At 59.8% G+C, this 26,690-nt stretch carries 30 protein-coding genes and 1 pseudogene; 9 read left to right on the top strand and 22 right to left on the bottom strand.

Annotation, left to right across the window (positions count from 1 at the left end; translation table 11 throughout):
- Positions 1 to 414: 414 nt before the first annotated feature.
- Together J0I79_RS16880 and J0I79_RS16875 are read right to left on the bottom strand one after the other, a co-directional pair.
- Positions 415 to 873: a hypothetical protein gene (locus J0I79_RS16880; RefSeq protein ID WP_292860868.1), complete on the bottom strand. Its 459-nt coding sequence runs from the start codon at positions 871 to 873 to the stop codon at positions 415 to 417.
- A 57-nt stretch (positions 874 to 930) separates the two neighbouring features.
- On the bottom strand, positions 931 to 1,533 hold the full coding sequence (locus tag J0I79_RS16875) for a hypothetical protein (protein WP_292860865.1): 603 nt from the start codon (positions 1,531 to 1,533) through the stop codon (positions 931 to 933).
- Between the two features lie 117 nt (positions 1,534 to 1,650).
- Here J0I79_RS16875 and J0I79_RS16870 point away from each other — a divergent pair, with 117 nt between their 5' ends.
- Positions 1,651 to 2,157: a helix-turn-helix transcriptional regulator gene (locus J0I79_RS16870; RefSeq protein WP_292860862.1), complete on the top strand. Its 507-nt coding sequence runs from the start codon at positions 1,651 to 1,653 to the stop codon at positions 2,155 to 2,157.
- Here J0I79_RS16870 and J0I79_RS16865 read toward each other — a convergent pair.
- Genes J0I79_RS16865 through J0I79_RS16850 form a run of 4 tightly spaced genes read right to left on the bottom strand, consistent with a single transcriptional unit; the run spans position 2,154 to position 5,338 of the window.
- Positions 2,154 to 3,470: a HAMP domain-containing sensor histidine kinase gene (locus J0I79_RS16865; RefSeq protein WP_292860859.1), complete on the bottom strand. Its 1,317-nt coding sequence runs from the start codon at positions 3,468 to 3,470 to the stop codon at positions 2,154 to 2,156. The two genes, J0I79_RS16870 and J0I79_RS16865, sit on opposite strands and share 4 nt — an antisense overlap.
- A complete protein-coding gene (locus tag J0I79_RS16860; protein ID WP_292860857.1) occupies positions 3,467 to 4,012 on the bottom strand; it encodes a hypothetical protein in 546 nt (181 codons plus the stop codon). The genes J0I79_RS16865 and J0I79_RS16860 overlap by 4 nt, the downstream gene beginning before the upstream one ends.
- Positions 4,002 to 4,703 (bottom strand): FkbM family methyltransferase, encoded by a 702-nt coding sequence (locus J0I79_RS16855; protein WP_292860854.1) that lies wholly within the window; start codon positions 4,701 to 4,703, stop codon positions 4,002 to 4,004. Before J0I79_RS16855 ends, J0I79_RS16860 begins: the two co-directional genes overlap by 11 nt.
- A 5-nt stretch (positions 4,704 to 4,708) precedes the next feature.
- On the bottom strand, positions 4,709 to 5,338 hold the full coding sequence (locus J0I79_RS16850; RefSeq protein ID WP_292860851.1) for a DNA-binding response regulator: 630 nt from the start codon (positions 5,336 to 5,338) through the stop codon (positions 4,709 to 4,711).
- Between the two features lie 140 nt (positions 5,339 to 5,478).
- Here J0I79_RS16850 and J0I79_RS16845 point away from each other — a divergent pair, with 140 nt between their 5' ends.
- Positions 5,479 to 5,823 carry a hypothetical protein gene (locus tag J0I79_RS16845; RefSeq protein ID WP_292860848.1) on the top strand — a complete coding sequence of 115 codons (345 nt, stop codon included), beginning with the start codon at positions 5,479 to 5,481 and terminating at the stop codon, positions 5,821 to 5,823.
- Here the strand turns inward: J0I79_RS16845 and J0I79_RS16840 are convergent.
- From J0I79_RS16840 to J0I79_RS16830, 3 genes are read right to left on the bottom strand one after another with little or no spacing between them, the layout of a single operon-like run.
- Positions 5,820 to 5,984 (bottom strand): hypothetical protein, encoded by a 165-nt coding sequence (locus J0I79_RS16840; RefSeq protein ID WP_171026564.1) that lies wholly within the window; start codon positions 5,982 to 5,984, stop codon positions 5,820 to 5,822. The two genes, J0I79_RS16845 and J0I79_RS16840, sit on opposite strands and share 4 nt — an antisense overlap.
- Positions 5,985 to 5,986: 2 nt before the next feature.
- Positions 5,987 to 6,529 (bottom strand): thermonuclease family protein, encoded by a 543-nt coding sequence (locus tag J0I79_RS16835; protein WP_292860844.1) that lies wholly within the window; start codon positions 6,527 to 6,529, stop codon positions 5,987 to 5,989.
- Entirely contained in the window at positions 6,526 to 7,128 is a 603-nt protein-coding gene (locus tag J0I79_RS16830; RefSeq protein WP_292860841.1) for a hypothetical protein, read from the bottom strand. Before J0I79_RS16830 ends, J0I79_RS16835 begins: the two co-directional genes overlap by 4 nt.
- Positions 7,129 to 7,215: 87 nt before the next feature.
- Here J0I79_RS16830 and J0I79_RS16825 point away from each other — a divergent pair, with 87 nt between their 5' ends.
- The 7 genes and pseudogenes from J0I79_RS16825 (at position 7,216) to J0I79_RS16795 (ending at position 14,660) form a co-directional block, all read left to right on the top strand.
- Positions 7,216 to 7,869 carry a lytic transglycosylase domain-containing protein gene (locus tag J0I79_RS16825; protein WP_292860838.1) on the top strand — a complete coding sequence of 218 codons (654 nt, stop codon included), beginning with the start codon at positions 7,216 to 7,218 and terminating at the stop codon, positions 7,867 to 7,869.
- Between the two features lie 12 nt (positions 7,870 to 7,881).
- A complete protein-coding gene (locus J0I79_RS16820) occupies positions 7,882 to 8,196 on the top strand; it encodes a TrbC/VirB2 family protein (RefSeq protein WP_023720448.1) in 315 nt (104 codons plus the stop codon).
- Positions 8,197 to 8,199: 3 nt separating this feature from the next.
- Positions 8,200 to 8,493, top strand: a complete 294-nt coding sequence (locus J0I79_RS16815; protein WP_006339854.1) for a VirB3 family type IV secretion system protein — start codon at positions 8,200 to 8,202, stop codon at positions 8,491 to 8,493.
- A pseudogene (locus J0I79_RS16810) lies at positions 8,490 to 9,855 on the top strand (hypothetical protein). Before J0I79_RS16815 ends, J0I79_RS16810 begins: the two are co-directional and overlap by 4 nt.
- Positions 9,839 to 11,488, top strand: coding sequence for a TrbI/VirB10 family protein (locus J0I79_RS16805; protein WP_292860832.1), 1,650 nt, complete (start codon positions 9,839 to 9,841; stop codon positions 11,486 to 11,488). The pseudogene J0I79_RS16810 and the gene J0I79_RS16805 overlap by 17 nt, the downstream one beginning before the upstream one ends.
- Positions 11,485 to 12,510 (top strand): P-type DNA transfer ATPase VirB11, encoded by a 1,026-nt coding sequence (gene virB11 / locus J0I79_RS16800; protein WP_292860829.1) that lies wholly within the window; start codon positions 11,485 to 11,487, stop codon positions 12,508 to 12,510. The genes J0I79_RS16805 and virB11 overlap by 4 nt, the downstream gene beginning before the upstream one ends.
- An 11-nt stretch (positions 12,511 to 12,521) precedes the next feature.
- On the top strand, positions 12,522 to 14,660 hold the full coding sequence (locus tag J0I79_RS16795) for a type IV secretory system conjugative DNA transfer family protein (RefSeq protein ID WP_292860826.1): 2,139 nt from the start codon (positions 12,522 to 12,524) through the stop codon (positions 14,658 to 14,660).
- A gap of 200 nt (positions 14,661 to 14,860) precedes the next feature.
- On the opposite strand, the gene J0I79_RS16790 is transcribed toward J0I79_RS16795, so the two are convergent.
- The 13 genes from J0I79_RS16790 to J0I79_RS16730 form a co-directional block, all read right to left on the bottom strand.
- On the bottom strand, positions 14,861 to 16,111 hold the full coding sequence (locus J0I79_RS16790) for an MFS transporter (RefSeq protein ID WP_292860823.1): 1,251 nt from the start codon (positions 16,109 to 16,111) through the stop codon (positions 14,861 to 14,863).
- Positions 16,108 to 17,496 (bottom strand): NAD(P)/FAD-dependent oxidoreductase, encoded by a 1,389-nt coding sequence (locus J0I79_RS16785; RefSeq protein WP_292860820.1) that lies wholly within the window; start codon positions 17,494 to 17,496, stop codon positions 16,108 to 16,110. The genes J0I79_RS16790 and J0I79_RS16785 overlap by 4 nt, the downstream gene beginning before the upstream one ends.
- A gap of 44 nt (positions 17,497 to 17,540) precedes the next feature.
- The gene (locus J0I79_RS16780; protein WP_292860817.1) at positions 17,541 to 17,861 is read right to left on the bottom strand and encodes a metalloregulator ArsR/SmtB family transcription factor; all 321 of its coding nucleotides are present in this window, start codon (positions 17,859 to 17,861) and stop codon (positions 17,541 to 17,543) included.
- 72 nt (positions 17,862 to 17,933) lie between these two features.
- Positions 17,934 to 18,779 carry a DMT family transporter gene (locus J0I79_RS16775; protein WP_292860814.1) on the bottom strand — a complete coding sequence of 282 codons (846 nt, stop codon included), beginning with the start codon at positions 18,777 to 18,779 and terminating at the stop codon, positions 17,934 to 17,936.
- A 173-nt stretch (positions 18,780 to 18,952) separates the two neighbouring features.
- Positions 18,953 to 19,654, bottom strand: coding sequence for an arsenical resistance protein ArsH (gene arsH / locus J0I79_RS16770; RefSeq protein ID WP_366014596.1), 702 nt, complete (start codon positions 19,652 to 19,654; stop codon positions 18,953 to 18,955).
- Between the two features lie 25 nt (positions 19,655 to 19,679).
- Positions 19,680 to 20,102: an arsenate reductase (glutaredoxin) gene (gene arsC / locus J0I79_RS16765; RefSeq protein ID WP_292860808.1), complete on the bottom strand. Its 423-nt coding sequence runs from the start codon at positions 20,100 to 20,102 to the stop codon at positions 19,680 to 19,682.
- On the bottom strand, positions 20,099 to 20,785 hold the full coding sequence (locus tag J0I79_RS16760) for an MIP/aquaporin family protein (RefSeq protein ID WP_292860805.1): 687 nt from the start codon (positions 20,783 to 20,785) through the stop codon (positions 20,099 to 20,101). The genes arsC and J0I79_RS16760 overlap by 4 nt, the downstream gene beginning before the upstream one ends.
- A 5-nt stretch (positions 20,786 to 20,790) precedes the next feature.
- Entirely contained in the window at positions 20,791 to 21,297 is a 507-nt protein-coding gene (locus J0I79_RS16755; RefSeq protein WP_292860802.1) for an arsenate reductase ArsC, read from the bottom strand.
- 16 nt (positions 21,298 to 21,313) lie between these two features.
- A complete protein-coding gene (locus tag J0I79_RS16750; protein WP_172350226.1) occupies positions 21,314 to 21,646 on the bottom strand; it encodes a metalloregulator ArsR/SmtB family transcription factor in 333 nt (110 codons plus the stop codon).
- 120 nt (positions 21,647 to 21,766) lie between these two features.
- Positions 21,767 to 23,044, bottom strand: a complete 1,278-nt coding sequence (gene glp, locus J0I79_RS16745) for a gephyrin-like molybdotransferase Glp (RefSeq protein ID WP_292860794.1) — start codon at positions 23,042 to 23,044, stop codon at positions 21,767 to 21,769.
- A gap of 48 nt (positions 23,045 to 23,092) precedes the next feature.
- Positions 23,093 to 23,443, bottom strand: coding sequence for a cytochrome c family protein (locus J0I79_RS16740; RefSeq protein WP_292860871.1), 351 nt, complete (start codon positions 23,441 to 23,443; stop codon positions 23,093 to 23,095).
- A gap of 109 nt (positions 23,444 to 23,552) precedes the next feature.
- Positions 23,553 to 26,015, bottom strand: coding sequence for an arsenate reductase (azurin) large subunit (locus tag J0I79_RS16735; protein ID WP_292860791.1), 2,463 nt, complete (start codon positions 26,013 to 26,015; stop codon positions 23,553 to 23,555).
- A 14-nt stretch (positions 26,016 to 26,029) separates the two neighbouring features.
- On the bottom strand, positions 26,030 to 26,557 hold the full coding sequence (locus J0I79_RS16730) for an arsenate reductase (azurin) small subunit (RefSeq protein WP_292860788.1): 528 nt from the start codon (positions 26,555 to 26,557) through the stop codon (positions 26,030 to 26,032).
- Between the last annotated feature and the right edge of the window lie 133 nt (positions 26,558 to 26,690).

Here is a 26,690-nt window from a genome sequence, read left to right as displayed (position 1 = left end):
CGCAAACACCTCATTCAACGCAGAGATTGGCATTGACGAAGCAGTTTCCTTCCGGAAAAAAGGGAGCGGATGTTTCGATCGCACAGAAACCAAACTGCAACAGATGTGGAACTGCCTCTAAGTTCCATAAGATAGATTATGCGACTTTCGCCAGTAAACGATAACGGTTTTCTAATGTTTCATCGTATACATGACTGCGTACTGCAAGTCTTGTTCATTTACAATCGAGAATACAGGATCAGTGTTCAACAGTAAGACTTACTCTAAGTCTCGATTCGACAGATCGATGTTAATTAACATCACCCCACCGCCTGATTGAAACTGAGCTGAAGACTCTGAACTCTTCTGACCCGCCGGGGCCGGCGTCCCAAGTCAGACCAGATCGGCCTTCGCTCGCCTCCCCTCTCGACGCACTCACTTGTGCGGCATGCAATAGACGCCCTCGGATTCCATGAGTACCGCACCACCCTTCAACTCGCTCAGTGCGCCGACCCACGCTTGCGAATAAGTGCGGCTGGCATCCACTGCCGTCAGCCAAAGAACGCGATTGTCGGCCAATTCAACTTTAACTTCCTGCTGCAAAGGGCTCCCCTGTACGGTCTGTTGATAGTGGCGTTTGATCCTGACATTGCTAGCCGGAAACTCAGCTTCGTTGCTGCCGTAGTTCAGCACGAATCCAGTGTGGTCCTCAGCCACCGAGCAACTGCCATCACGCTCGCACACGATCTTGGCAGCGGTCTTGCAGTCCCATTTTAATGAAGCGGGCCACATAGGATTGTCCACGTTTGATCGCGGCTTGTCGTTCTGACCAGCCGCCGTCAACATAGCGCCTGTGTTCAAAATCACAGTGGACAGGAGAAGCACCTTGAACACTACAAACCTCCGTGAATTGTGACCCTCATAGTGCGTTGTCCTGCTCGATTGCTTGGCTTAAGGCATGTTGAGATTGAACCAGCTTTTCTGGCGTATGCCGTTCGCGTCGTCATACTCGATAAACCAGGGCTTTTCTCGGATCGGCCGAGAGATGGTGAGGTATGTGGAGCCACTCCCAAGGGAATGCCCTCTGTCGTTGCCCGTGGTCTGGATTTCTGCCGTCACCAACTTGCCGTTGATTTCGATCTGGGCCTGTCGGGATCCGTTGTCATGATTGCGGCCGAGGCGACTATTCATGAAAGTGACGGGCAGCGTGAGCCTGCCGGCCGCGATGCGGCAGATGTTGCGATCCTGCCCCATTCCGGGTCGATCGGAGTCGTTGCCGCCACCTGCTTGCCAGCCAGGCGGGCAATCCTCATACTTCTCAAATCTCGCCGCGCTGGAGTTGGCTTGCGGACAGGTCGGCCAATTAAAACCCAGGGCTTCCATCGCCGCAATCAACTTGTAAATTGGCGGGTGGCACGAGGGAGTGCCTTGCCAGTCGCCGGAAAGACATAGGAGGACCTGACAGCCCCATTCCGACGCTTTTGATTGGGATGGAAGAGCTGCGGCGCCCGCGATGGCGACAGCACCCCCTAGTAGGAATTTGAGTATGGTCATAGCCTTTTCCTCGCTGCAGATTTGACAGTTTACTATGGATGATCCGCGCGAAAAAGGACAGGTCGAAAAGGCAGGTTTGTGCGACTACATCGATTTATGAAACGAGACGACGGAGGCGTGGTCAACAACCCGTTGCGCGCCAACATTGCACTGACACTTGAGCGGGAAAGAGCCAGACGCGGCCTATCCCATATGCACATGGCCGAACTATTTCGGACCGCCGAGGGCGAAAAACTGGCCTATCGAACCTACATTCAGACTGTGCGTCAGAAAAATAATGTCACATTGACGACGCTGCAGATCATGGCAAACGGCTTGGAAGTGTCTTTTGCAGGATTGCTCGCGGGCGGTAAGAAAGTTCCGGAATGGGCGCATCGCTTGGACGACAATGCGATCCGCAAGCGGCTGGCGCACATCATCGATTTTGAGCGGCAACGACGTACTTTGCACCGCTATGAGATGGCCGAACTTATCGGTGTGGCGGAGGCGACCTTCACGAAACTGGAACGGGCGAGTGGCAACGTCAGCGTGGACACGATTGCCGCGATCGCCAAGGCGTTGAAACTTGATCCAGCGACCTTCCTCTTTTCCGAAAAGATCCCGCCAGAACTGACACCTAGCTAGCCGCCCAACGAGTGCTCCTTCGTTCGCCCATACTTGCGAAACGATCGCCAAAAACTGGCTTCGGCGGAGGCCAGGGGAATTCTAACCTGCACGGTGGTGCCGATACCATGAGCGCTTTTGATAATGAGCTTTCCGTTCAGCGTCGAGACCATCTGAGAACATGCGGTCAGGCCTAGGCCCGTATGATTTCCGGCTCGCGTTGAAAAGAAAGGGTTGGTCGCTTTTGCAGCGATCGTAGGCGGCATGCCTGAGCCCTTGTCGGCCACTTCAAGGACTAGATAGGTGCGAGGGAGGAACGGGTGTCGCTTGACTGTTGCAGAGGCAAGAACTCGGGCGTCTTTGACGTCCGCCGAAGCGGCCAGAGCGTTTTCGATCAACTCGTTCACCACCAATCCGAATGGCGCCGACGGCACGGGGTGCGAACGGGCCTTGGAATCGATCCTGACTTGCACCAAACCGCTGCGCTCTCCCATTATGTCTTCTAGCAGTCGGCCGAGCGGCACGGTGCTTGAATCTTGTGGCGCATAGGCGATTTGGAGCACGCTGTTAGTGATCGATTCCAGTTCCGTCGCGGCACTGCGCGCAGCCTCAAGCATTTCGCTGCTCGGCTGCTTGTCTGGCTGTGCATGTTCGAGGAACAGCCTCAGGGCTGTAACACGCGATCGGGTCGTATGCGCAAAGAGCGACGCGAACGAGCGCATATGCTGGTCGCGCCGATTGGCCAGAGCATAGCGCTGATGGATAACCAGATAGAAGGTGGCACCGAGGCCAAGCGCGATGGCGAAGATGAACCAGTTGCGCGAGGCGGCAATGTCGATGCTGGCGGTCTGCTGCAAGGTGGCGCTGTGATCAACGGTGGAGCTGGAGATCTCATAAATTGACTGTTCCAGCTTGGCCATGTCGGCAATGGCTTGAGTGTAGTTTCTGCGCGCCGATACAAGGGGGGCGATCTTCTGTTCGAGGGTGAGGCGAATCCCGCCCAGGAGCTCGGCGTCATGATCGGGAAAAAAGCGGTTCAGATAGGGTAAGTTTTCCAATTGCGCGACGTTGACGCTCACCAGTGCCATTTGCCGGTCGATGTCGGCATCAAGCTTACCCGTCTCGTCGGCAATGCGAAGATAGCCATAGACCCGTATAAGGCGCTCACGAATCTGTGCCGCGCGCCACTGAATTTCGAAAGTCTGATTGAGGATGGCATCCGTCTCCTGACGGTAGCGATCCGATTGGATGAATGTCCACGCACTCAGCCCAAGCGCTGCAGCCATGCCGAGATACGGCAGAACATTGAGCAAACGGCCGTTGAAGAACTTCATTGCGTGGCGCGCAGGATGACCGGGAAAAACACCCAGATCGAGTTTCTTGCGGGAACATATGAAGCGGGCAATTGGTCGAAGGGCCAAACAATGAAGATGGGGCCTTTCTCAACCATGCTGATCGGGCGGAAGTCCTGGCCCGGCGGGCAAAGCGAACCGGCCTTGTCGTTCTCGTTGCAGCGACGGTCGACCGCGAGGATCGGGTTATAAGACCGGATTTCGTCCATGCGAATATCGGAAACGAAGTTGTCATAGGCGACAACTTTCACCTCCCGCGCGACGGTGATTCCAGCCTTGGCAAGTACGTTTGCAAGCAGTGGCCCACGATACCCGATTTTCTCGCCCTCGCTCGTCCAGGGTGTACGCGTGTCATAGGTCTGTTGCGGAAACTCCGCCTGCAGCTGCTTTATCGAAAAAACGGCGATGGTTTTGCCGCTGGCGTCTTGAACCGACACTTCGTTGGGATCGAGCGGGATTTCCTCGGCCGCACTAGCGAGCGGAAGGGCCAGGGCAAATATGACGGCGAGAGCATTACGCAACATCTTCCACATCCTCGTATTCGCGGGGTCCATCGTTCTTGGCGAAGAGTACGCAAGGTCCTCGGGAGCCCCGCGGATCGTAGGCAAATCCCTTTTTTGCAAGCGCAAGCGTGATGTTGCGGACGCCGTCAAGGCCATAGAGATGGTCGTGCAGCTCAAGAAAGATGCGCTCGACGCCGGGCAGCTCGGCGTCCTGCAGAAGTTCTTTCTCAGCGCCTTCAATGTCCATGACGAGAGCATTTATTCGATGATCGGCGATGAAACGATCGACGTCAGCCGATACGATCGAAAGTTCGCGCTCATATGGTCCCTGGTCTTTTTCCGTGGAAGACATCCAAAGGTCGCGGCGAACGTAGAAGGTGAAGGACCGCGGCGGGCCGGCTGTAAGAATACCCTGGGAATATGTGACATTGTCGAGATCGTTGGCAGCTATCACGCGCTTGGCTAGTTCCGCTGTTGCGGGATTTGCTTCAAAAGCCCACACCTGAACGCCGGGGATTTTCGCGATCAGTGCGGTGATGATGCCAATACCGGACCCTAGCTCCAGTACGCGATCGCGCGCCTTGACCGCCCTGAAGATCCACCGCGCTTCCTTCGCTTCGTAGCTCTGGCTTTGAAGCGCTCGCCAGATAACCGGCGAAACATCCCGCGGTTCGACGGGGACCTTGATCCCATGTACGGTTAGAGAGGCCATCGCGATTATAGCCCCTGTGGGAGCGTATGACCTTGCCTCATGAGCTTGGCGCGAGCCTGCTTGTAGTATTTCTCGGCCGAGCCGGCATCAATGGCGAGCCGATCGGCCATGAGCGAAAAGATCTCCTTGCGTTTCACGCCGGGTGCGCGATGCGCCATCATGTCGATGGCCTCATGTTCGCGCGGTGTAAGCACGGAAAAGCGGTAATCGGGTTTGGTCATGACGGCCCGCGACAGGCGCAAGGAGAAACCCTTGGTGGAAATATCGTCTAGCACGTCGCTGAACACGCCGGGCGCAAGGCCGGTCTTGCCGAGATAGGCGGCGGCGCCAATTTGCCGGAAACCATCTGCCTCGCAACGGTTGTCGGAACCGGTGACGACAATATGGATTGCACTGGGCGAAGCCTCGATGATCCTGTCGACCACAGCAACGCGATCGCCTTGTGAGGTGGGATCAAAACCGGGCAAGCCAGGATCGATAACGACAAGATCGAAATGGCTGTTTTGAAGTTCTACGGCCGCGATGTTCAGCGTTTCCGCGCCCAGGACGACGCATTTTTCGAAGCTCGCTTGCACTTCATTCATCAGAGCCAGACGCATAAGCGTCTGGTCTTCGACCACCAGGGCACGAAACATTGAAAGCCAGTCCTTCTACGCAGGCGCCCCCCGCCCTGTCTTTCAGAATTGGTCGCTTCAAAAAAGGGATGGTCCCATCCCTATTTTTCCTCACCTCCCAAGGTATCTGTGTCTGACCGATGTACGCCAGGAGCAGGACGATGCCTATTCAACTGGTCTCCAGCAACCGACAGATGGAACCGGCTGAAGGCCTCGCAAAACTGATTGCGAAACATCGTCAGAGCATCGCTGAGCTTGAATGTATCGGCAAGCGAGCGATGGAGGCAGAGGGTACGGACGCGATCGTGCTGGGTCAGAGACTGGACGCGGTCATGGCGGAGGAGGCCGCGGTGCGAAGGCGTGCTGCCATTGCTCCAGTAGCCACTATCGCGGAAATGAAAATGAAAGCTGCTTACTTTCAACGGCTGACGGCTCACGACTGGTGCGAGGTTGATGTTGACGATTTTCGCGCGTTGCTCGGTTCTTTCGCGAAACTGCAGGCCTAAGAGAAGAGCGCCGAAATCCATGAGGCCACGGTATTCCAGGCCACGTAGATTCCCGCCGGCACCAAGATGATCGCGATGAATGCGATAGCATCGCCGATTGCGCCGTCGGTGCGTCCTTCCACGGGATAGTAATATTTGTGCGCCTCATCGTCGTGCTTCATTCTTATCTCTCCGATCGCTTATTTAGCAGCAGCTGAACAGGGTGCTGAAACGTCGTGGCCCACAAACCTGCACGTTTCATCTTAGCGTTGATTTCCGCGACGAGGTAGTTCTCGTTGACGGCTTTGCCCTTTGCTGTCGTTGCGGCAAACGCGTATCCGGTCGCTATGAGCGCGGTGCCGACGTCGATTGTGTCGCTGTTCAGCTGCGCACCGCAGACGACAAAGGCCGCCTTGTCGAGGGCGTAGCCGATTGGCTGGCATGTCACCGCCGCGCTATCGAACAGTGCTGCCAGATGCGCCAGCGAGATGTTCCCGCAATCGAGTTTGTTCCCATTTGGCTGTTCAGCCGACGTGCCGCGCAGACATGACTGCACGCCATAGAGGCGGAAAAGATGGTCGCCGTCACGCCAGGTATCTCCAGTCAGCAGTTGAGCCGATTTCGATACCGCGAAGGGCGATTGCGCAGTAGATTCGGATGCATCCTGGGCCTGTGCCGATGCGCACAAACCAAAAGCGGCCAGCACTGCAAAGCGCGCCTGTTTCATTCCTGGAACTGTCCACCGAGGTCGGCGGAGTGCTCCAGATCGGGGCGCAGCGACTTGCCGTCCTTGTTGCGGCCGATTGCGGCCATGCCGAAGAAAACCATTTCGTCATCGTCGTAGGCGACGTTGTACGGGTCGTTTGTATTGCCCGCACCCACGAGAGAAAAACACGACACGGCGTCGGGTTCCCCCTTCCTGCTCTGCAGCACAAGCGTTTTGCAAAGCACGACAGAAGCACGATGGTTGTAGATTCCTTCTTCATAGTCCTGCGCGGCCTTCGTGCAGTCCCACGCCTGTGTCTTGTAGGTAATCTTTGGCTTTGGGCAGGCCGCGAGGCCGCGCAGTCGATAGGCCACGCCGTTGATGACGCGCTCGGTCGCCGACGACGCCTTAACCGGCGAACTGAGGGTCGCCGCGTCGCGCTGAAAGAGCGCGCCTTTCGCATCGTAGCGCTCATAGACGAACACCTTCTCGCCCGGCTTGGCAAACTGGAGCAGGTAGTGTTCCGACGGCTGCGCGAAGGCATTTGGAGCGTCGGCGCCGCCAGCATAAGCCGCGGTGCCCTGGAGCAGCAAAGCCGTGCAAAGGGCAATCTGTTTCATCGAAATCCGTCCCTGCGGTGCATATGGTGTTGACACTTTACTAGGGCTGCGTGTAGCCATAGTAAAGTGTTAAATTTTGGCGACAGTATGAACACTCGAACAGCTCTTCTGCTCACCCTGTGTGCCGCTACAATGCCCTTGGAAGCGCACGGCCGGGATCTGGCATCAGACCGCGTCGCGGTCGCCTTTGCAATGCCGGCGCAAGCCCTTACCTCAGTCGGGGCGCAGAGGCCTGGGGCGTGCAAGACCGGAAACCGTACTGAAGTCGCCGAACTTGTGCGTTCAGTCGCGCTGGACGAAGGCTTCGACGCCGATCTGGCCGAGGCGATCGCATGGGCTGAAAGCGATCTCGGCGCCAATCAGGGTCCGTCCAAGGCCGGAGCCCTTGGGATCATGCAGTTGATGCCGGGGACGGCGGCCGATCTCGGCGTGAGCGACCGTTGCGATACGCAGGCAAATGTTCGGGCTGGCTTGCGCTATCTGAAGTCACTCTATGACGAGTTCCAGGATCCGCTGCTGATGCTGGCGGCATATAACGCCGGGCCCAACAGCGTCTACAAGGCGCAGGGCATTCCGGTGAATCCGGAGACCGCGGAATACATCGTGAAAATACTCAACCGCTGGAAGTTCGGCGGTGTCGCGAAGAAGCCCATCCTGACCAAATCCGAAATGCTCGCGGCCGCTCCGCCAGCAAGCGAGGACGCCTGGCAGGATGGTCATGTCATGGATTTCGGCAACTGAAAGGAGCCAAGGGTGGAATACAGGAAAGCAGGCAAATTTGCCCTGAAACTGGCCTTGGCCTCGGCGGTCGGAATAGCGCTGGCGCCAGCGACCGCATACGCCCAGTCGGCGGCACCAGTCGAAAACGTGCTGGAGTGGTTCGTCGGCGTTCTGCAGGGCAACATAGCGCGCTCATTCGCTATCATCGCGGTCTGTTTTCTCGGCTTCCTCGCCATGACGGGGCGGCTGGCGTGGATGATGGCTTTTTCCATCATCATCGGCATCGCTCTTATCTTCGGCGCTGCCCAGCTGGTGGACGCAGTTCGCGCGACCGCGGGAGGCAGCTGAGCCATGGACGACGAGGAAGTCTATGTCGAGCCGGTCAGCCTGCCACTGACACGCCCGCCGATGAAATGGGGCGTGCGCTATGAAGTTTTTGCACTGAATGGCATCCTAGCGGTGATCGGCTTTATCGCCACGAGCAGCTTCATGCTCGGTCTTGGCGTGTTCGGCGTGGTGCATCTGGTCAGTGCCTATCTGTGCCAGCGCGATCCCTACATCTTTCATATTTTCGAGCGGCGCGTCTCCAAACGCGGAGCGGTGGCGAACCTCACTTTCTGGGGGGCGAGGAGCTATTCGCCATGAGCCTCAATGCAGACCTGAAATTTGGCCGTGAGCGCCGCCGCGAAAAGCCGGCTGCGATGCACATCCCCTACCTTCGCCATGTCGATGACAATCTGATCGTGACGAAGAGCGGCTTTCTGGTCGGCGCCATCCAGCTCAGCGGCCTGCCGTTCCAGACGATGGACCAGGCCGAGTTGAACAGCCGAATGTTCAACCGCAACACGACGTTCCGCAACCTTTCGACCTCTCGATTTGCGGTCTACACAACAATCATCCGCCGCCACGTGACGCCGGAGATCGAAGGCGACTTTGACAATCCTTTCGTGGCCGAGCTCGACGCCCGCTACATGGATGAGCTTGGGTCGAAAAACCTTTTCGTCAACGAGGCGTATCTGACGGTCATACGCCGTCCGATGGTCGGCCGGGTCGGATGGGTGGACAAGGCGCTCAATGCATTCCGCATCAGCACTGCCGGCGAAGAAACCCGCGAAGAGGCAATAGCCGAACTGCATGACATCCTTGACGGCATGGTCAAGGATTTCACGGCTTATGGTGCGCGTCTTCTCGGCGTCGTAAAGCGCCGCGACAGCTTCTTCTCCGAGCCGGCGGAATTCTTGGCGAAGATCCTCGCCGGCGGTGTCGATGTGGAAATGCCTTTGCCGCGCATGAGCCTTGGTGATGTGCTGGCGACGCGGCAGCTGTTTTTCGGCAAGTCGGCGCTGGAACTTCGCGGGCCGGACACAGGCAAGCTCGGCGCCATGGTGTCAATCAAGGAATACCCGCCGTTCACCGCTCCGGGGTCATTGGACGGTCTCTTGCGCCTACCCCATGAGTTTGTCCTGACGCAGAGTTTCGCCATCGAAGATCGTGTCACGGCGATGCGCAGGATCGCCGATCATGCTGTTCCTCGATGAAGGTTGGAAGTTGCTGGATGACGAGGTGTTCGCCGCTTTCATCAATGAGACGCTGAAGACCATTCGTCGCCGCAACGGCGTGGTCGGCTTCGGCACGCAGACCGCGGAAGACGTCGTCAATTCCTCCATCTCGTCGTCATTGATCGAGCAAACGAAGACCAACATTTTCTTCCCCAACCCGAAGGCGAGCAAGGACTCCTACATGGAGCGCTTCTCGTTGACAGCGAAGGAATTCGAATTCGTGCGCCGCACCGCGAAGGAAACACGCACCTTCCTTGTCAAGCACGACAGCGACTCGATCGTAGCCAAGCTCGATTTGTCGGCGATGCCCGATCTCATCAAGGTCTTGTCCTCGAACGAAACCAACAGCAAGGAATGCGCGCGGCTCCGGGAGACCTTCGGCGATGAGCCGCAGATGTGGCTGCCGTACTTCTGCGGATGGGAGAACGAGCATGACGAAGCGGCTTAGCAGCTTTTGTCTGGCCGTGGCTCTCGCGACAGTGGGAAGCACGTCCGTGGCTGTCGCTCAGATCGCGGTCATCGACGGGCCGAACCTCGACAAGCGGCAAGAGGACGAGCAGCAGAGCACGAAGTCGGATGAGGCCAAGAAGGACGAAACCGACAAGAAGAAAAGCGTCGTCTGCACCTATTCGAACAAATATCGATCACAGATGTTTCGCCGATCGCCGGCCGAAGCGTTGCAACGCGACGCGGGTAACGTGAAGATGATCCGCTATTATGCGCAAAAGTACGGCGTGCCCGAAGGTCTGGCGCTGTCCGTTGCCTATCAGGAATCGCGCTTCGACACATGCGCCGGGAGCCACACCGGCGTCAAAGGCGTCATGCAGCTGACCAAGGGCACCGGCAAGTCCATGGGACTTGACCGCGACGTGAACGAGCAAAATGTCGAAGGCGGCGTCAAATACCTCGGAATGGGCGTGAAGCAATGCGGGGCGACGAACTACAGCTGTCTCGCTTCCTTCTACAACGGATCGAACGCAGGCGAGCAGAACCAATGGGCCGGCGGCGTCGGCCGCTGGAACAGCTACTTCAACGACTATGTATCGAGCGGCAAGGCTCCCGCCGCCGCGCCGCCGCCATTCTCGATCGTAACGGCCGACGGCGCAGGCGGCACGGCTCAGGACGCGGCCATGGGCACGGTGAGGAAGGCGGCTGGCGGCCTTGATGCAAGCTCATCGCAGATCGGCGCCAACGGCGCGGCAATCGACGCGCTGGCGGGCAACGTTGGCCAGGTGACCGAATACAAGGACGCCTGGGAGGTGAACTCGTCGGCTCGTGGGATCAACGCCGATGTCACCAACCAGTACCTCGCCCAGGCGGGGGATTTTACGACGTTGCTGGCCCAACTTCTATCGTTGCAGAATGTTCAGGCATCGCAGTCGTCCAAGCTGGTGCAACAGCCGAAGAGCGGCTCTCCAAACCCGTTCACTTGTGATCCCGAGGAATTGGGGCGGTTGACCGGGGAATACCGCTCAGGGCTTGCGCGTGGTCAGAAGCGTGTTTTCATCGTCTGGAGCAGGGTCATCCGCTCGGACGGCATTTCCGTCGATATCAAATCGCCTGGCGCAGACGCGCTCGGCCGCGGCGGCATGGGCGGCCGTGTCGATACGCACTGGGTTGAACGGTACGGTAACGCCATAATGCTTTCCGTGGTTGGCGGCGTCTCTGAATATCTGTCCTCGCTTGGCGATAGCGGCCAGGATGGACAACAGCGCCAGGTGTCGACGATCGATCCCGTAACCGGTGAGACGACGACCGTGACTTATGGTGGCAGCGGCTCGCAGCGCGACGCCCGCGGCATCGCGTTCGACAAGTCATCGACCGCCTTGCAGCAACTCGCGCAGGAGGCGTTTCGCGACACGCAGAACATTGGCCCGACAGTCTATGTCGACCAGGGCACATCGATTGTCGTGCTGGTGCGGCGAGATCTGGATTTCTCGGATTTGTACGCCGATCCGGTTCAGGAAGAAGTTGCACGAATGAGGGCAGGTGGGCGGCCGAAGGCAGCGATCGATCCGACGCCTCTTTACACGACGCCAAAGGATCATTTTTATCGCGGCTATGGGAGCCCGGTGAAATGAACGCCCTGCATCCCCTCCCCGACCCTTGGGCAAGAGCCCCGGTCCTGCGCGCGCATCTGGAGCCAATATGGTCCTATTTGAACGAAGACTCGGTTTCCGAGATTGCGATCAACAGGCCAGGTGAATTGTTCATCGAACGCCTCGGCGCCAAGGAAATGGAGCACGTCGTCAAGCGCGAAGTCACGCCCGGCTGGATCCGCAACATCTCGACGGGTGTCGCCTCTGCGACAAATCAGGTCATCAACGAAGAAAAACCGGTCCTGTCGGCAGCACTACCCTCAGGCGAGCGCATCCAATGCATCTTGCCGCCCGCGGCTCCCGAAGGCGGGGCGATCTCGATCCGCAAGCAGGTCATCATGGATATGAGCCTTGAAGCCTACAACGATCTCGGCGCCTTCGAAAACACGGCGATGGGCAGCGGCCTGGCGCTATCAACCGAGGAAAAGCGACTCGTCGAAATGCTGCACGACACGTCGCCGATGGACTTCCTGCAGTATGCGGTGCGCAACCGCGTTTCTATCGTCGTTTCAGGCGGCACGTCGACCGGCAAGACGACGTTCTTGAATGCACTCCTGAAGGAGATCCCGCCTCATGAACGGATCATCACGATCGAAGACACCCGCGAACTGAGGCTGCCGGCTCCCAACAACGTCACGCTGATAGCCTCGAAGGGCGACCAGGGCCTTGCCAAAGTCTCCGCGCAACAGCTTCTCGAAGCCTCGCTTCGCATGCGACCCGACCGTTTGTTGTTGGGCGAGTTACGCGGCGCCGAAACCTTCGCTTTTCTCCAGGCGATCAACACCGGCCATCCTGGTTCGCTCACCACCGTTCATGCCAATTCCGCCCGCTCCGCCTACGAGCGGCTGGCGCTCATGGTCATGCAGGGCAGCTCGGGCCTCTCACGGAGCGAAATCCTCGACTACCTGCGCGAGGTCATTCCGGTGGTCGTCCAGATGGTCCGTACCGAAGGCGGCCGGCGCGGCATCAGCGAGATCAAGTTCACCAAGGCGGAGACAATCTAGCGGGGACACCTATGCAGAAAGTCGCAACAGCAATTTTCATGATGCTCATGGCAATGGCCCTGGGTGTCCTGCTCTTCACGGTCGCCTATACCGCGACTGATTGGTACCGGACCGGCTCCCACGTCCTGTTCGACCAGCTGAACGCCAATCCATTGCCGGTCGTTCGTCAGGCCTGGGGCGACACGATGGCGAGGAATTTTGGCCGGGTCCAATACGCCATTGCAGCGGGCGCATTAGGGTTTCTTGCACCCCTGGTCAGTCTGTTTCTCATGCGCCCGAGAAAGCGCAATGACTCTCGCTTCATGACGATGAGCGACGTATCGAAAACCGGGCTGACGAAAGTGGGCGGGGTCTTCGTCGGTCGAGCCGGCGGCAGGCTTGCCGAAATCCTGTCGCCCGGCCGCGATCAGCGCTCCGGCAAGATCCGGTTGACCCAGCGCAAGCTGATCGGCGGCAAGAAATTGTGGATTGATGGCGATGATGTCGGAGGCTTCGTCATAGGGCCACCGCGCTCCGGTAAAGGGACGTCTCTCATCATCCCGAACGCCTTGACCTGGCCGCATTCGCTCGTGGTTCTCGATCTGCGGGGCGAGACCTATGCGGCGACCGCTGGTTACCGTTCGACCATGAGCCGCGTGTTTCGTTTCGCGCCAGCTGATCCCGACGGCAATACCGCACGCTACAATCCGATGGACTTCATCTCCCTGGACTCAGCTCAGCGCGACATCGACCTTCGCAACATCGCAGCGGCACTATTTCCGCGCCCCCCTTCGAACGCGGATCCCTACTGGGTTAACGACGCCCGCCTCCTTTTTACCGGCATCGCGTCCTTCGTCATGGAATCGCCTGCGATCCGAAACGAGAAGAAGACCTTTGCCACAATCCTCGAGATCATGAACGGCGCCGAGCAACCGCTCCTCGAATTCATCGGCTCGCTGCGCGAGGAACGCCGCCGCGAATGTTCGCATTTCACGCTACAGACCCTGCTGCCATATTTCGAAATGTCCGAGCGTCAGTTTTCCGGAATCTACGCCGGCGTCCGGACCGGCATGGCTCCCTTTCTCAACGAGCGCCTGATGCGAGCTACCTCGCGCAGCACGTTCGATATTCGCAAACTTAAGCGCGACCGGATTTCTCTCTATCTCGACGTGCGGCGCGAGCAGATTACGTCGCTTGGACCGTTGTTCAACGTCCTGATTACGCAGATGATGAATTTCATGTCGGAAAGTCTGCCGCAGCCTGGCGAGCATCCAGTGCTTGTGCTGCTCGACGAGTTCCAGAACCTCGGCAAGCTCGAGAACGTGACCGAAATGGCGAGCGTGCTTGGCGGCAACGGCGTTTCCATGTGGTTCTTCGTGCAGTCGCTGAAGGCAGTCGACGAGATCTATCGCCAGGAAGGGCGCAAGACGCTCATCAACGCTGCTCGCGTGCAGATTTTTTTCGGTGCGCAGGACGCCGACGATCTGCGCTACGTTTCCGAGCAGCTCGGCGAAACGTCGGACGTGCAAAAGGACGTGACGCGCACCAAGGCAACGTTGTTCGACACTTATTACACGCGCTCGGAGCACCGCAAGGAAGTGCGGCGGCCCCTGATGCGGCCAGACGAAATCCGTACGCTCGACAAGAACAAGGTCATCATATTGCCGCGTGGGGAACTGCCTATCCTCGGCACCCGCAATTTGTATTTCGCCGACGGCCAGCTCGCCAAACACGCGTTCCTGCCCCTGCCCGCCTCTACCGACGCTTCGCGCACGAAAAATCCTGCATCGGACGCTTCCGCGGCGGTTCCCTCTCCTGCGCTCCCGACGATTGTGCCGACAGCACCCGCGTACCGCTCAGGCCTCTTGCAGACCCGCCTGCGGCGCGGCGCGACATTTGCCGCAAAGGCGGGCCGTATAGCTCCGCCAAGCAGGCGCGCACCCGTAAAAGAACGGCTGAAATCGACAGACGCTGAACCAGCTTATGCCGCCATCGATTTCTCCGCGTTGTCGGCCAAAGCGGTGACCACACGCATACCGCCCGAGAAAGAAGCGGCTGTTGCGGCGATCCTGAACAAGGTGCGTGCTCTGCGCGCCGACGCATCCGACACCGAGACTTTCGATCGAAATCTTAGCATCGTCGAAGAAGCCTTGCCTGATCTAGTCGATTAGCCACGCGATCGCCGACAAAGCGTCTCCTGCCCAACCCTTGCAGGCCGCATTTTTGATGCGCCAGCCACAACGGCTCAAGTTGCGAAGTCAAAGCAAACTTCCGCGCCTCAGTCGGCAGTTCTCTTCAAAATTGTGAAACGAAGGTTATGGAACTCGCTTTTGCATAATGATATCATTATCTTAATGTCGCATAATATCCGTTATGTTAAATCGGTCGCACTTGATTGCGGCTGCACCTGGACATTCCCCCGGGTGAACACCAGCCATCCTAATGAGCATGCCAAGGCGACGTTGAACAGTGCCAGGCCGGAGAGGGTCGCCAGCGTGCCGTAGGCGCCAAAGCGTTGCAGCAGCAATGCGCCAACGGACGGCGCTGCCGCTTGGGCAATCAGGCTCGGCATGGCAAGGCGACCCATCAGCTTGGCGTAGCCGTTAGAGCCGAACATCGCGAGCGGTAGCGTTCCACGCGCGATCGATTCGAGGCCGATGCCGGCGCCGTAGAAAGCGAGTGCCAGCGGGATAATCGGTATGCCGAGCGAGAGCGCCGAAACGCCAATCGCAACGAAGGTCACCGAGGCGAACTTAGTCCAAATCGGGTGATGAAAGCGTGCGATGACCATCTCGATCGTCCGCGCAGCCACCTGGGAGGGACCGACGAGGGCTCCAAGCCCCACCGCCGCCGCAAGGGTCATGCCGCCCTTCTGCAGGATCGTCAACAGATGCACCGACAGGGTCGAAGAGATCACGGCGGCAAGGGTCAGGGTGGCGGCAAGCACGACCATGATCGGGAGATTGGAGCCAGTTTGCAGGGCAGGCGTCACGGCCCCACCCGATGCGGCCTTAGCAGCCGGTTGAGGCAGGCCGCGAGGCAAGATCACAAGGTAAAGCGGTAAGGCCATGCAGAGCTGAACAGCGGCGTAGGCCAGGCACGTGCCACGCCATCCGATCTCTCCCAGCAAGAAAGCCGAGATTGGCCAGCAGATCGTGCTCGCAAAGCCCCCGAACAAGGTCAGCGTCGTAATGGCAGACCGCGCCCCCTGGCCGTAGAGCCGGCCTAGGGTGCCGAAGGCAGCGTCGTAGAGCCCTGCCCCCATGCCGAGGCCGATAACTAACCACGAGACGACATACGCGGCCAGATTGGGCGCGACCGCGAGTCCGATCTGGCCAAGCCCGATGCATCCCGCGCTGAAGGCCAGAACGTTGCGGCCACCATGCCGTTCGATCGAAAATCCGACATGCGGCGAGATAACTCCCGCCGTGAGCAATCCGAGAGACAGGCCCCCTACTACCCAGGCCAGAGGCCAGCCCGTGTCAGCTACGACCGCCGGCGCAATAACTGCCGGGAGATAGTACGATGATCCCCACGCCATGATCTGCGTCACGCCAAGCGTCGTAATAATCGTGCGCCGACTTCGCACAGCAACATCGGCCGAGGGCGGCGATGCGGTCATGCTGCAGCGCTGCAGCCGCAGCCAGCTTTACCACTCTCCTTCGCTTGGGCATCCGCAACACAACAGGCGTCAACCGCCGCGGGCGCAGGACCACCGCAGCAGCCCTTGGTAGACGTCCCGGAGAACGACGCCGGCACCGTGCAAACGCCGGTCTCCGGCAGCACCAGGTGCACGGCATCGGCAGCGGCCAGGTCGCCGGCGATCGCCGCAGCGACGGAGCGGACCTGTTCGTAGCCGGTCAGCAGCAGGAATGTCGGTGCGCGGCCATAGCTCTTGATTCCGACCGTATAGAACCCCGGTTCCGGATGGCTAAGCTCGCGATGGCCATGCGGGGGCACATCCCCGCAAGAATGCTCGTTGGGATCGATGAGCGGGCCAAGGGCTTTCACGCTTTCGAGCCATGGATCCAGATCAAGCCGCAACTCCCGGGTCAGTGCGAGGTCCGGTCGCTGGCCGGTGGCCGCGATAATCCTGTCGACGGGACCGATGGTCAGAACACCATCTTTGGTTTGCCCGTCCACCAGCAGGCGGCCGTCAACCTCACGGATGGCTGTCGTGGCGAAGCCGGTAACAAGCCGAACGCGGCCGCTCTCGGCGAGGTCCCTTACTTCGGAGCCGAGTTCACCGCGTGCCGGCAACGCGTCAGCATCGCCGCCACCGTAGATCCGCACCAGGTCGGTGCTGCGTGTCGTCCAGATTGCAGAGGTGGCTGGGGCGCTTTCTGACAGCTTGGCCAGTTCCAGCAAAGCATTGGCAGCGGAATGACCGGCGCCTGCCACAAGAGTCGTGCGGCCTGCATAGAGGTGGCGGTCCCGACCGAGGACATCGGGTATGCCGTAGGCGATCCGGTCGCCTAACTCGCTTTCGCCTTCAGCGGACAAGCCGCCTGCGCCAAGCGGGTTCGGTGTTTGCCATGTGCCTGACGCGTCGATGACAGCGCGGGCCGTATCCCTGCGCGTGCCGTCGGCAGTTTTTATCATTAGCATGAAGGGCCTCTGGTCACGGCCCTTGCTGACGACCTTGTCGGCGCCCCAGCGGGACACCGCGAGGACGCGGGCACTGGTTTCGATGGAAGGGGCCAGTTCCGGAAGCTTTGCGAGTGGGGCAATATATTGGCCCACGATCTCATCTGCCGTGGGAAATGCCTCGATCTCGGGCATGTCCCAACCATGGCTTTCGAGCAGCTGGCGGGCGACCGCATCGACGCAATAACGCCAAGGCGTGAAGACACGCACATGGCCCCAATCCATGAGATTTGAGCCTGCTTGCGAGCCGGCCTCGTAGACCTTCACCTTGAGACCACGCCTGATCAGTTGAGCTGCGGCGGCGAGGCCCACAGGGCCTGCGCCGATGACTGCCACCGGGAGATCTGCGATGTCGTTCATTTGTTCGATCCTTCCAGTATCTTCGAATTATTTAGGCAAAAAAATCAGGCGACGGCTTTGCTGGTCGCCGGCGCACATTTGGCGTCGGCACAGCACTCATCAGCCAAATAGCCAATCAAGGCGTTCATACCCGGGTAATTGGCGCGGCAGATCAGCGTTGTCGCCTGACGTTCCTGGGTGACAAGTCCCGTATCGACCAGCCGCTTGAGGTGATGCGAAAGCGTCGAGGACGGGATCTCGAGTTTCTCTTGGACACTGCCGACCGGAAGTCCGTCGTCCCCTGCCCTAACCAAGATGCGATAAAGCTGGAGGCGGGTCGGGTTTCCGAGCGCTTCGAGTTGCGATGCTGCTTGTTCGAGTTTCATAGAAATAGAAATAACCCCGGCCGCTCATGCCGTCAAGACAATTTCGAACAATGTGGAAATAGAACTGCCTGCCTAGGCGGCCTGCAAATCGGTTTTGGTCGGCGCGCGGACGACCAGGCCGAGGCCGATCAGGATTACCGCCCCTCCGGCCAGCACGGCTGGTGATGGGCGTTCATTCAGGAAGAGGAACGCGATGAGGACGCCGGTGACCGGCATCAACAGCGCGAACGGGGCGACCTGGTCGATGCGATATCGGCGAAGCAGGCCATACCAAATCGAATAGGCTGCCACGAAGCCTCCGAGGGCCAGCACCGCAACGCCCGTCCAGTCGTAGAGGCCTGCACTGGACAGTGACTGGCGCTGCCCGGTTTCGAGAAGAAATGACATCGCCAGCAGCTGAGGGGCCGCAATGGCCGACATCATTCCCATGAGTTGACGGCCCGAATCCGTTGACGTGGCCCGAATGATCCCTTGTGCGACGCCCCAACAGAGCGTGCCCAGAACGATCAGGAGCAGGCCCCTGAATTCACCTACCGATGCCGGCATGCCGACGACGAGCGCCACACCCGCGAGCGAGAGCGCGATCCCGCCGAGCCGGCGACCGTTCATCCGCTCCTGGCCGATCGCCCAGGCCGCCAGGACGGCGAAAGGAACCTGGGACTGGACGGTCAGGACCGCCATGGTCGAGGGGACGAGGGAAATGCCGCAGAATATAAGCGCGCTTTGCAGGCTCCCGCCGAGCGTTGCGGCAGCGATCAGCGCCCACAGCGGGGTATTTCGCCCGACCGATGGCCGATACAGCGCCAATGCCGTGACCGCGTAGATGATCGCCATCAGGAACATGGGAGGGAAGGTTTGCATGGCAGGCTTGGCGATCGTGTAGGCGATTGCCCACAGCGCAGGAGGCAGCGTCGCCAAGGCGACATCCCAAGGTCTCATTGCCGCCTCGCCCGGTCGCCGAAACTGCAGGGACGTTCAGTTGCCATCCGTACTCCCCGGCAGACCGCAGGTGATGGACGCCTTCGGTCGGAGATGCCCATAGTCGCCCTGCCGCGTCGCGGCCGCCGTCCTGTCTGCGTCAGGAAGGCGTCTCAGATCGACCGCTGGTTGACTCGCTTGGCGACTTCTTCCGCGCTTTCGACGCGCTCCGAATAGCGGTCCGTAAGGTAGGCGGAACGGTCGCGCAGAAGGAGCGTGAATTTCATCAGCTCCTCCATCACGTCAACGATCCGGTGGTAGTAGGGCGAGGGCTTCATCCGGCCGGCTTCGTCGAACTCGGCGAAGGCCTTGGCCACCGACGACTGGTTGGGGATGGTGACCATGCGCATCCAGCGGCCGAGAATGCGCAGCTGGTTGACCGCGTTGAAGCTCTGCGAGCCGCCCGACACCTGCATCACGGCGAGCGTGCGGCCCTGTGTCGTCCTGACGCCGCCCGTGGACAGCGGCAGCCAGTCAATCTGGGCCTTCATGATGCCGGACATCGAGCCATGGCGCTCTGGCGAGCACCAGACCTGACCTTCCGACCAGATGGAGAGCTCCCGAAGCTCCTGGACCTTGGGATGATCCGCAGTCGTTGAATCAGGCAGCGGAAGGCCCGCAGGGCTGTAGATGCGCACCTCGGCACCAAGTCGGCGCAGGATGCGGGCCGCTTCCTCGGTAACGAGGCGGGAATAGGAGCGCTCCCGCAGCGATCCGTAAAGCATCAGGATGCGGGGCTTGTGAATGGAGCGCGGCGCGTCCAGCAAGGCCTGCATGTCGATCGGCCGCAACTGCTCGCCGTTGACGTTGGGCAACGCGTCTTCGGCCACCTGGTTCTGTTCAGGCAATGCGCGTGCCCTTAGTATCGACGACGACTTCGCCATCCTCTTTGACGAAGGGGCCGATATGCGGATTGGGCAGGATGTCGAGAACCGCTTCCGAGGGCCGGGCGAGAACGACACCGCGGGGGGTGACCACGATCGGCCGGTTGATCAGGATCGGATGCGCCAGCATGAAATCAAGGATCTCATCGTCGGTCCACTTGGGATCGCCGAGGCCGAGTTCTGCATAGGGCGTGCCCTTCTCGCGTAGCAAATCGCGGGGCTTCTTGCCCATCGCAGCGATCAGCTCAATGAGCTTTTCCCGTGATGGTGGGTTTTTCAGATACTCGATGACTTCCGGGTTTTCGCCAGACTGCCGGATCATGGCGAGCGTATTGCGCGAGGTGCCGCAGTCGGGGTTGTGGTAGATGGTGACGGTCATTCTGCTGCTTTCAAGGACGTGACGGGTTTAGGGGTGGCGAGCAGCCATCCAGCCAGGGCCGTGGCGATGATTGCTCCCAATAATTCGGCGACGATGAACCCGGGCAGGTCCGTTGGACGGATCCCGGCAAAGGTGTTGGACAACGCACGGGCAATCGCGACGGCCGGGTTGGCGAAGGAGGTTGAGGCGGTGAACCAGTAGGCGGCGGTGATGTACAGCCCGACCAGCCATGGGATCGAGTCCGGGCGGGCGCGCAAGCCGGCAAGAATGGTGAAGACTAGGCCAAAGGTGGCGACAATTTCAGCGACCCATTGGCCATTGCCGGTCCGCACGTGTTGGGATACCTGCAGCACCGGCAATTCGAACATGGCGTGCGCCAGGAGCGTGCCGGCAATGCCGCCGACTATTTGTGCCAGGACATATGCCACCGCCGTATGTGTTTCGATCTCCCGCCGCAAAGCGAAGACCAGCGTCACCGCTGGATTGAAGTGAGCCCCGGAGATCGGTCCGAGGATCGTGATCAGCACCACCAGGATGGCGCCTGTAGGAATGGTGTTCCCCAGCAGCGCCAGCGCGGTATCGTGCGTCAGGTGGTCGGCCATGATGCCAGAACCGACCACAGTCGCGACAAGCATCGCCGTGCCGAGAGCCTCTGCGACGATGCGACGGGAAAGGTCGACCATGGCGCCTAACCAACCTTCGGAAGGTTGCGACCGATTTCATCGAGCCGCTTCTGCAGCGCCAGCTTGTCAACCACGTTCATGGGCAGGCTGATAAAGATCGAAATGCGGTTGTTGAGCATGCGATAGGCCTCGGCGAAGGCCAGGTGCTTTTCGGCGTCGGTGCCTTCCACGTCAGCCGGATCAGGCACGCCCCAATGGGCCGTCATCGGCTGTCCCGGCCAGACCGGGCATGATTCATTGGCGGCGTTGTCGCAGACGGTGAAGACGAAATCCATTTGCGGCGCGCCGGAAACCGCGAATTCTTCCCAGTCTTTCGAGCGAGCAAAGGACGTGTCGTAATTCAAGTTCTTCAGAAGCTGGAGTGTTTTTGGGTTGACCTCCCCCTTGGGGTGCGACCCGGCCGAATAGGCCTTGAACTTGCCGGCACCGACACGGTTCAGGATCGCTTCCGCGATGATTGACCGGGCCGAGTTGCCGGTGCAGAGGAAAAGAACGTTATATGGCTCGCTCATGGCGTAAGCCTCCCTTCTAGCATTTACAGGTCACCGCCTGGATCACGGGCTGACAGAGTTCCGGAGCCCCGTTGCAGCAATCTTCCATGAGATAGGCGAGCAGGTCGCGGAACCCGGTCATGTCGGCGACGTAGCGGATGGTACGGCCGTCGCGCTCGGCGCGGACCAGGCCAGCGTGGTCAAGAACCTTCAGATGCGCCGACATCGTGTTCTGCACGGTATCAAGGCGCGAAGCGATCTCGCCGGCGGGCACGCCCTCGGCGCCCGCTTGAACGAGCAGGCGGAAGACCTCGAGCCGGGTGTCCTGGCCGAGCGCCGCCAAAGCGAGGAGAGCTAACTTTTTATCCATGTATCTATAAATCCGGAATTAAGGGTAGGTAACTCCAACATATGACAGCCGGATGACAATAGGCAAGTCAGTTGATCAGGTTTGCGGCGTCAAAGGCTCGAGCGCTGGTGAGGAGCCGCGCTAACTCCCAAACGGCTCGTAGCGCAGGGGCATGCTGTCAGTGATCTCGGCAGCTTCAGCCGGCAAGAGGGCAAGGCCATCCGCCAGCGCAAGCGCCATCAAGTTGGCAGAGGATCCACGTTCGAGCAACTCGAGCACCGGTTCCCCGGTTTCGGTGCGCCCGGATATGCGGACAGGCGCAAATTCGGTCCGGCCCTGTCGTTTCTTACAGGTGAAGCCAGCCACCGCAGAAAACCATTGTGGCTGGATCTCGGCGAGACCTGCAAGCTTGCGCAAGGCAGGCAGGACGATCTGTCGGAATGTGACCATCGCCGCATTGGGATTGCCGGGTAACCCGGCAAAAAGCATGTTCTTGATCTTACCGACTTTCACCGGCTTTCCTGGTCGCATCGCCACCTTGAGGACCTCGAGGCTGGCGCCGTGATGCAGGGCGGCGGCGACCATGTGATCCTCTTCGCCCGCTGAGACCCCTCCGGTGGTCACCAGCGCGTCACAGGAGGCGACCGCCCGCGCGACAACGTCGGCGAGAAGATCCGGGCTGTCCGGCACCATGCCAAAATCGACGATTTCGGCCCAAGGGCAGGCAGCCAGTAACGATCGCAGCATGATCCTGTTGGAATTATAGATCTGGCCATGAGCGAGAGGTTTGCCGGGTTCCTTCAATTCGGAACCCGTCGACAGCAGTCCCACGCGCACCTTTCGAAGCACCTCGACGTCAGCTATTCCTACGGCGGCCAGCAACGTCAAGTCTCGTGCAGACAGAGCCTTGCCGCGCCTCACAAGCTCGGATTCAACGCTGACGTCCTCGCCGGCCCGGCGAATGTGTCGGCTCGCACGAGGGCGCTCAAACACCGTCACGTTGTCACCAGTAAGTTCGCAGTGCTCTTGCATGACCACCGCGTCAAAGCCCGGAGGAACGGGAGCCCCGGTAAAGATCCGCAGCGCCGTTCGCGGGTCCAGCTGGTCATGCGCGCGCACGTCGCCGGCGACAACCCGGCCGGCCACTCGGAACGTCCAGGGACCGTCGCCATCGAAATCCGCCGTACGCACGGCAAACCCGTCCATGGCGGAATTGTCGAAAGGCGGAAGGGCCATCGGAGATTGAACGGCCACCGCACAGACTCGTCCCAATGACACGGCCAGGGAGAGGTGTTCCCGGTAACGGACAGGCTGGGCGAGTGCCACGGCTCTCGCCACCGCAGCTTCGAATGGAATGGCTTTACCGCGCTCCCCTGCGGAGCAGTCGGCTTGTAGAACAGCCTTGGCGGCATGAAACACGATCGCTCCTCCCTCGCGTTTGTCACGAAACGCAACGGCGTAAGGTTTCTAGCCAGATACACTCTTGAGATAGGCGATGACGTTCTTGATGTCGTCGGGATTCTTGAGGCCAGGGAACCCCATTTTGTTCGTTGGCACTTTCGCCTTGGGGTTGGCCAGATATTCCGTCAGGTTCGGCTCATCCCAGACCAAGCCTGCGGCACCGGCATCCTTCATGGCTTTTGAATACGAATAGCCTGGGGCAGTCCCGGCCGTCCGCCCGACGACGCCCTTCAAGGTTGGCCCGACTTTATTGGCGTCGGTATCGGCGTTGTGACAGGCGGCGCATTTTTTGAAGACCACCTTGCCGGCTTCGATATCCTGGGCTCGGGCGACCGGTGGCAGGAGCGCCAAAACCATGGTGGCGCCGACGAAAAGATATTTCACGCGGGAACTCTCCGTTTTCCGTAAGAATAACGACATGACAGCTGCCGCGAGCAGCGCGGCTCGCGGCAGAAATCCGTTGGGCTTAGCCCGCCTGATATTCCGTGGATTTGAAGGAGAGATGCTTCACACCTTCAGGAGCATCCGAGATCTTCCGGATGTTGGCCCACGTCTGTTTGTAATTCGGCAGGATCAGCTCGTTGGTGCCCGCATTGATGGCGTTCCCCACCACGCCGGTCGGGAACCCAAACAGCATGAAGGTCTCGCCTTTCTTGGCGGTTGGCGTCGGATACGCCATGGCCTGGGTCGAGCCGCTTTCATTGTAGACCTCGACGAGGTCGCCGTTGTTCAGGCCAAGCTCCTTCATATCGTCGGGACTGATCTGAATGAACGGGTAGGGCCAGCGGTCCATTACAAATTCGCTGTCCTGGTCGAGGAAAGCGTTCTGCCAGACGAGGTTGGCGCGTCCGTTGTTGATGAGGAACTTGTTGTTTTTCTTCTGCTCCTCCTTGCCCGGGGCCTGCAGGCCGCGCCAAGCGGCCTCCATGAAGGTCGCCTTGCCGTCCTTCGTTCCGAACTTGCCATCAGTATAGAGCCGCTTGGTGCCGACGATCTTGCCACCTTCGAAGGCGGTCGACGGCTCCTGGAAGCCATTGTTGCCCATGGCACGGAGGCGCTCATAGGTGACGTTTTCGCCTCCCTTGGCGTTCAAGTGATAGCCGTCCATGAACGCGTCTTCCTCGGTCTTCCAGTCGAACCCCTTGAACTGGTCGGCATATTTGGCATTCCCCGACGCACGGATAACTCTCTCCATGTTCTGGGCGATGCCTGCAGCGATGAGGCAATCCGGTTTGGCGGTGCCGGGTGGGTCCATGTAGCGCTCGACCAGCCGCATCCTGCGCTCACCGTTCATCGAGGTGAGGTTCATCTCGCCGGACTCGGCCGCCGGCAACCAAACGTGGCTGGCCGCACCGATCTTCGATGGGATGATGTCGACGTCGACGGAGAAAAGCCCACCAGCCTTGATCGCGTCGGTGATCGCCTTCACCATTGCGTCGCGATCGCCATAAGGCACCGCGTTCATAGCGTCCTTCACGATGTCGGTACGCTTCTTGTAGACCATGTTGAACTGGTGGGCGTTCAGGGTGGTCTTGTAGTGATCGCAGGCCCAGATGTGGTGAACACCGCCCTTGCCTTCGATGAGCAGCTTGTCGACGTAAGCGGCCGGCTTGCCGACATGGGCGTCGGAGGGACGTACATAGCCCTCCTGGTGGCCACCCATGCGCACGCAGCCACCGCCCTCGCGGCCGACGTTGCCGGTTGCCAACGCCACGTTCACCAGCGCCGCATTGGTGCGGTAGTTGTCGTTGCCCCAGATCAGGCCCTTTTCGTAGGCGATCATCGTGCGCCGGCGCTTGCCTTCCTTGGGCTCGGCAATCCACGCTGCCGACTGCTTTATCTGGTCGACGGTCAGACCGGTGATCTTCGCCGCATCTTCGAGAGAGGTCTTGTTGGCGTCGACAGTCTTATCGAAATCCTTGGTGGATGCGTCGATGAAGGCCTTGTCGACCCAGCCCTTGGCGGCGATCTCGGTCAGCCAGGCGTTGAACAGCACCATGTCCGTGCCGGAGTTGATGGCCAGGTGCATGACGTTGTCTTTGCCGGCCTCGGCCTCGGCCGCGTTGATCGAAACCGTGCGACGCGGGTCGACGAAGATGATGCGCGCGTTGGCATGGGGCTCGCCCGGCAACTGCGCTTTCTTCTTGTCCACGGACGTTCCACGCAGATTCGGAATCCAATGGTTGAGGAAATAGTTAGTCTGGGTTTCGAGCGGATTGTTGCCGACCGAGACGATGGTATCTGCCAGCTCGGCGTCCTCGTAGCAGTTGTTGAGCTCGCCGACGCCCATATCGCGCGTGGCATGGACTTCAGAGTTATAGGCCGGCCGGTTGTGAATCCGGATGTTCTTGATTTTCATCGCGCCGAAGTAGAGCTTGCCCGTGCCCCAGGTGTTTTCATAGCCGCCGGCCGAGCCGCCATGATCGAACACGGAGACGAACAACCCGTCTTCGCCCTGGTCCTTGATGACAGCCGCCGTGACCCGCGCCACAAGGTCCAGAGCGTCATCCCACGAGGTTGGCTGCATTTGCCCGTAGCGCCAGACCATCGGGCTGGTCAACCGCTGCTGCTGGGAGCCGCGGGCGGTTGAATAGCGTAGTTCGCCCATGCGGGCGCCGCGAACCGAGCCGAGGCCAGAGTTCACCACACACTCGGAATCGGGCTTGAGGACGATGTGCACGTCCTGCCCGTCCTGCTTGACGATGTTGTACATCGAGGGCGCATACCAGGCATCGGTCTCGGCAGGCTGCTGCTGGGACAGGTCGACCCCGAAAGCGTTCGAAGCGGCTTCTGTGCCGCCCTGCTTGTTGGCCGGCCAGGTGTAGGCATGGTAGCCGCAGCCAACGATGCAGTAGTGGCAGGTGACGTTTTGTTTCTTGGCGTCGGCCGGAATGATCGGCAGACGGGCGACGTGACGTTTGTAAGCCATGATCCGATCCTCCCTTAAAGTACGTTGCTCAGGCGGCCATAAAGAAGCTCGTCGACGCCTTCGGCGTAGATGTCGCCCTTGGCATCGACGCGCAGCGCGTATTGGGGAAGGTTGGCGGTGGACTGGCCCCAGATCTGCTGGCCGCCGGCGTCGGCGTCGAAACGCGAGTAGTGGCCGGGGCAGTTGAAGGAATGATCATCCGCGTTGTAATTCAGCGGAAAGCCCTTGTGAGGGCAGGTCGTCGAGAACCCGACGATGTCACCATCCGGGCCCGCACCGCCTTCCACCTTTGTGCCAAGTTTCAGCAGCACGCCGGGGGCGTTTTCATCCGGATAGCCGACTTCGAAAGGTTCGTTCGGCTTCAAATCGACTATGTTGGCCAACTTGTTTGAGGGGTATTCAACGAGAGCGAGCCCGGGGGCAGCCTTGGTCTGCGCTTGAACCGGTAGTGCCACGGCTGTGGCCATGCCTGCGGCGGCGAATGCCCCTCCCCGCAGAAATTGACGGCGGCCGACGTCGACCAGCTTGTTGCAGCGATCCATGCAATCCTCCCATTTGGCGAAACCTTGTCGCCAGGAGCTTTGCAATGCGTGTGCCAACCGCAGAAACCGTTGGTTTCGCCGCAACAGGACGGAGGAAACAGCTGGAAATTGTCCGCCACGTTCGGAAACCCGA

Source organism: Mesorhizobium sp. (assembly GCF_017306585.1).
Taxonomy (GTDB): Bacteria; Pseudomonadota; Alphaproteobacteria; order Rhizobiales; family Rhizobiaceae; genus Mesorhizobium.
Note: the sequence above shows the minus strand (reverse complement) of the source record. Positions and strands in the feature narration are given on the sequence as shown.

Bases quoted from the DNA above. Each gene is read 5' to 3' on its own strand.
- J0I79_RS16875 (WP_292860865.1), bottom strand. From the start codon at position 1,533: ATGACCATACTCAAATTCCTACTAGGGGGTGCTGTCGCCATCGCGGGC.
- J0I79_RS16865 (WP_292860859.1), bottom strand. From the start codon at position 3,470: ATGAAGTTCTTCAACGGCCGTTTGCTCAATGTTCTGCCGTATCTCGGC.
- J0I79_RS16860 (WP_292860857.1), bottom strand. From the start codon at position 4,012: ATGTTGCGTAATGCTCTCGCCGTCATATTTGCCCTGGCCCTTCCGCTC.
- J0I79_RS16855 (WP_292860854.1), bottom strand. From the start codon at position 4,703: ATGGCCTCTCTAACCGTACATGGGATCAAGGTCCCCGTCGAACCGCGG.
- J0I79_RS16850 (WP_292860851.1), bottom strand. From the start codon at position 5,338: ATGTTTCGTGCCCTGGTGGTCGAAGACCAGACGCTTATGCGTCTGGCT.
- J0I79_RS16845 (WP_292860848.1), top strand. From the start codon at position 5,479: ATGCCTATTCAACTGGTCTCCAGCAACCGACAGATGGAACCGGCTGAA.
- J0I79_RS16840 (WP_171026564.1), bottom strand. From the start codon at position 5,984: ATGAAGCACGACGATGAGGCGCACAAATATTACTATCCCGTGGAAGGA.
- J0I79_RS16835 (WP_292860844.1), bottom strand. From the start codon at position 6,529: ATGAAACAGGCGCGCTTTGCAGTGCTGGCCGCTTTTGGTTTGTGCGCA.
- J0I79_RS16830 (WP_292860841.1), bottom strand. From the start codon at position 7,128: ATGAAACAGATTGCCCTTTGCACGGCTTTGCTGCTCCAGGGCACCGCG.
- J0I79_RS16825 (WP_292860838.1), top strand. From the start codon at position 7,216: ATGAACACTCGAACAGCTCTTCTGCTCACCCTGTGTGCCGCTACAATG.
- J0I79_RS16815 (WP_006339854.1), top strand. From the start codon at position 8,200: ATGGACGACGAGGAAGTCTATGTCGAGCCGGTCAGCCTGCCACTGACA.
- J0I79_RS16805 (WP_292860832.1), top strand. From the start codon at position 9,839: ATGACGAAGCGGCTTAGCAGCTTTTGTCTGGCCGTGGCTCTCGCGACA.
- virB11 (WP_292860829.1), top strand. From the start codon at position 11,485: ATGAACGCCCTGCATCCCCTCCCCGACCCTTGGGCAAGAGCCCCGGTC.
- J0I79_RS16795 (WP_292860826.1), top strand. From the start codon at position 12,522: ATGCAGAAAGTCGCAACAGCAATTTTCATGATGCTCATGGCAATGGCC.
- J0I79_RS16790 (WP_292860823.1), bottom strand. From the start codon at position 16,111: ATGACCGCATCGCCGCCCTCGGCCGATGTTGCTGTGCGAAGTCGGCGC.
- J0I79_RS16785 (WP_292860820.1), bottom strand. From the start codon at position 17,496: ATGAACGACATCGCAGATCTCCCGGTGGCAGTCATCGGCGCAGGCCCT.
- J0I79_RS16780 (WP_292860817.1), bottom strand. From the start codon at position 17,861: ATGAAACTCGAACAAGCAGCATCGCAACTCGAAGCGCTCGGAAACCCG.
- arsC (WP_292860808.1), bottom strand. From the start codon at position 20,102: ATGACCGTCACCATCTACCACAACCCCGACTGCGGCACCTCGCGCAAT.
- J0I79_RS16760 (WP_292860805.1), bottom strand. From the start codon at position 20,785: ATGGTCGACCTTTCCCGTCGCATCGTCGCAGAGGCTCTCGGCACGGCG.
- J0I79_RS16755 (WP_292860802.1), bottom strand. From the start codon at position 21,297: ATGAGCGAGCCATATAACGTTCTTTTCCTCTGCACCGGCAACTCGGCC.
- J0I79_RS16750 (WP_172350226.1), bottom strand. From the start codon at position 21,646: ATGGATAAAAAGTTAGCTCTCCTCGCTTTGGCGGCGCTCGGCCAGGAC.
- J0I79_RS16740 (WP_292860871.1), bottom strand. From the start codon at position 23,443: ATGGTTTTGGCGCTCCTGCCACCGGTCGCCCGAGCCCAGGATATCGAA.
- J0I79_RS16735 (WP_292860791.1), bottom strand. From the start codon at position 26,015: ATGGCTTACAAACGTCACGTCGCCCGTCTGCCGATCATTCCGGCCGAC.
- J0I79_RS16730 (WP_292860788.1), bottom strand. From the start codon at position 26,557: ATGGATCGCTGCAACAAGCTGGTCGACGTCGGCCGCCGTCAATTTCTG.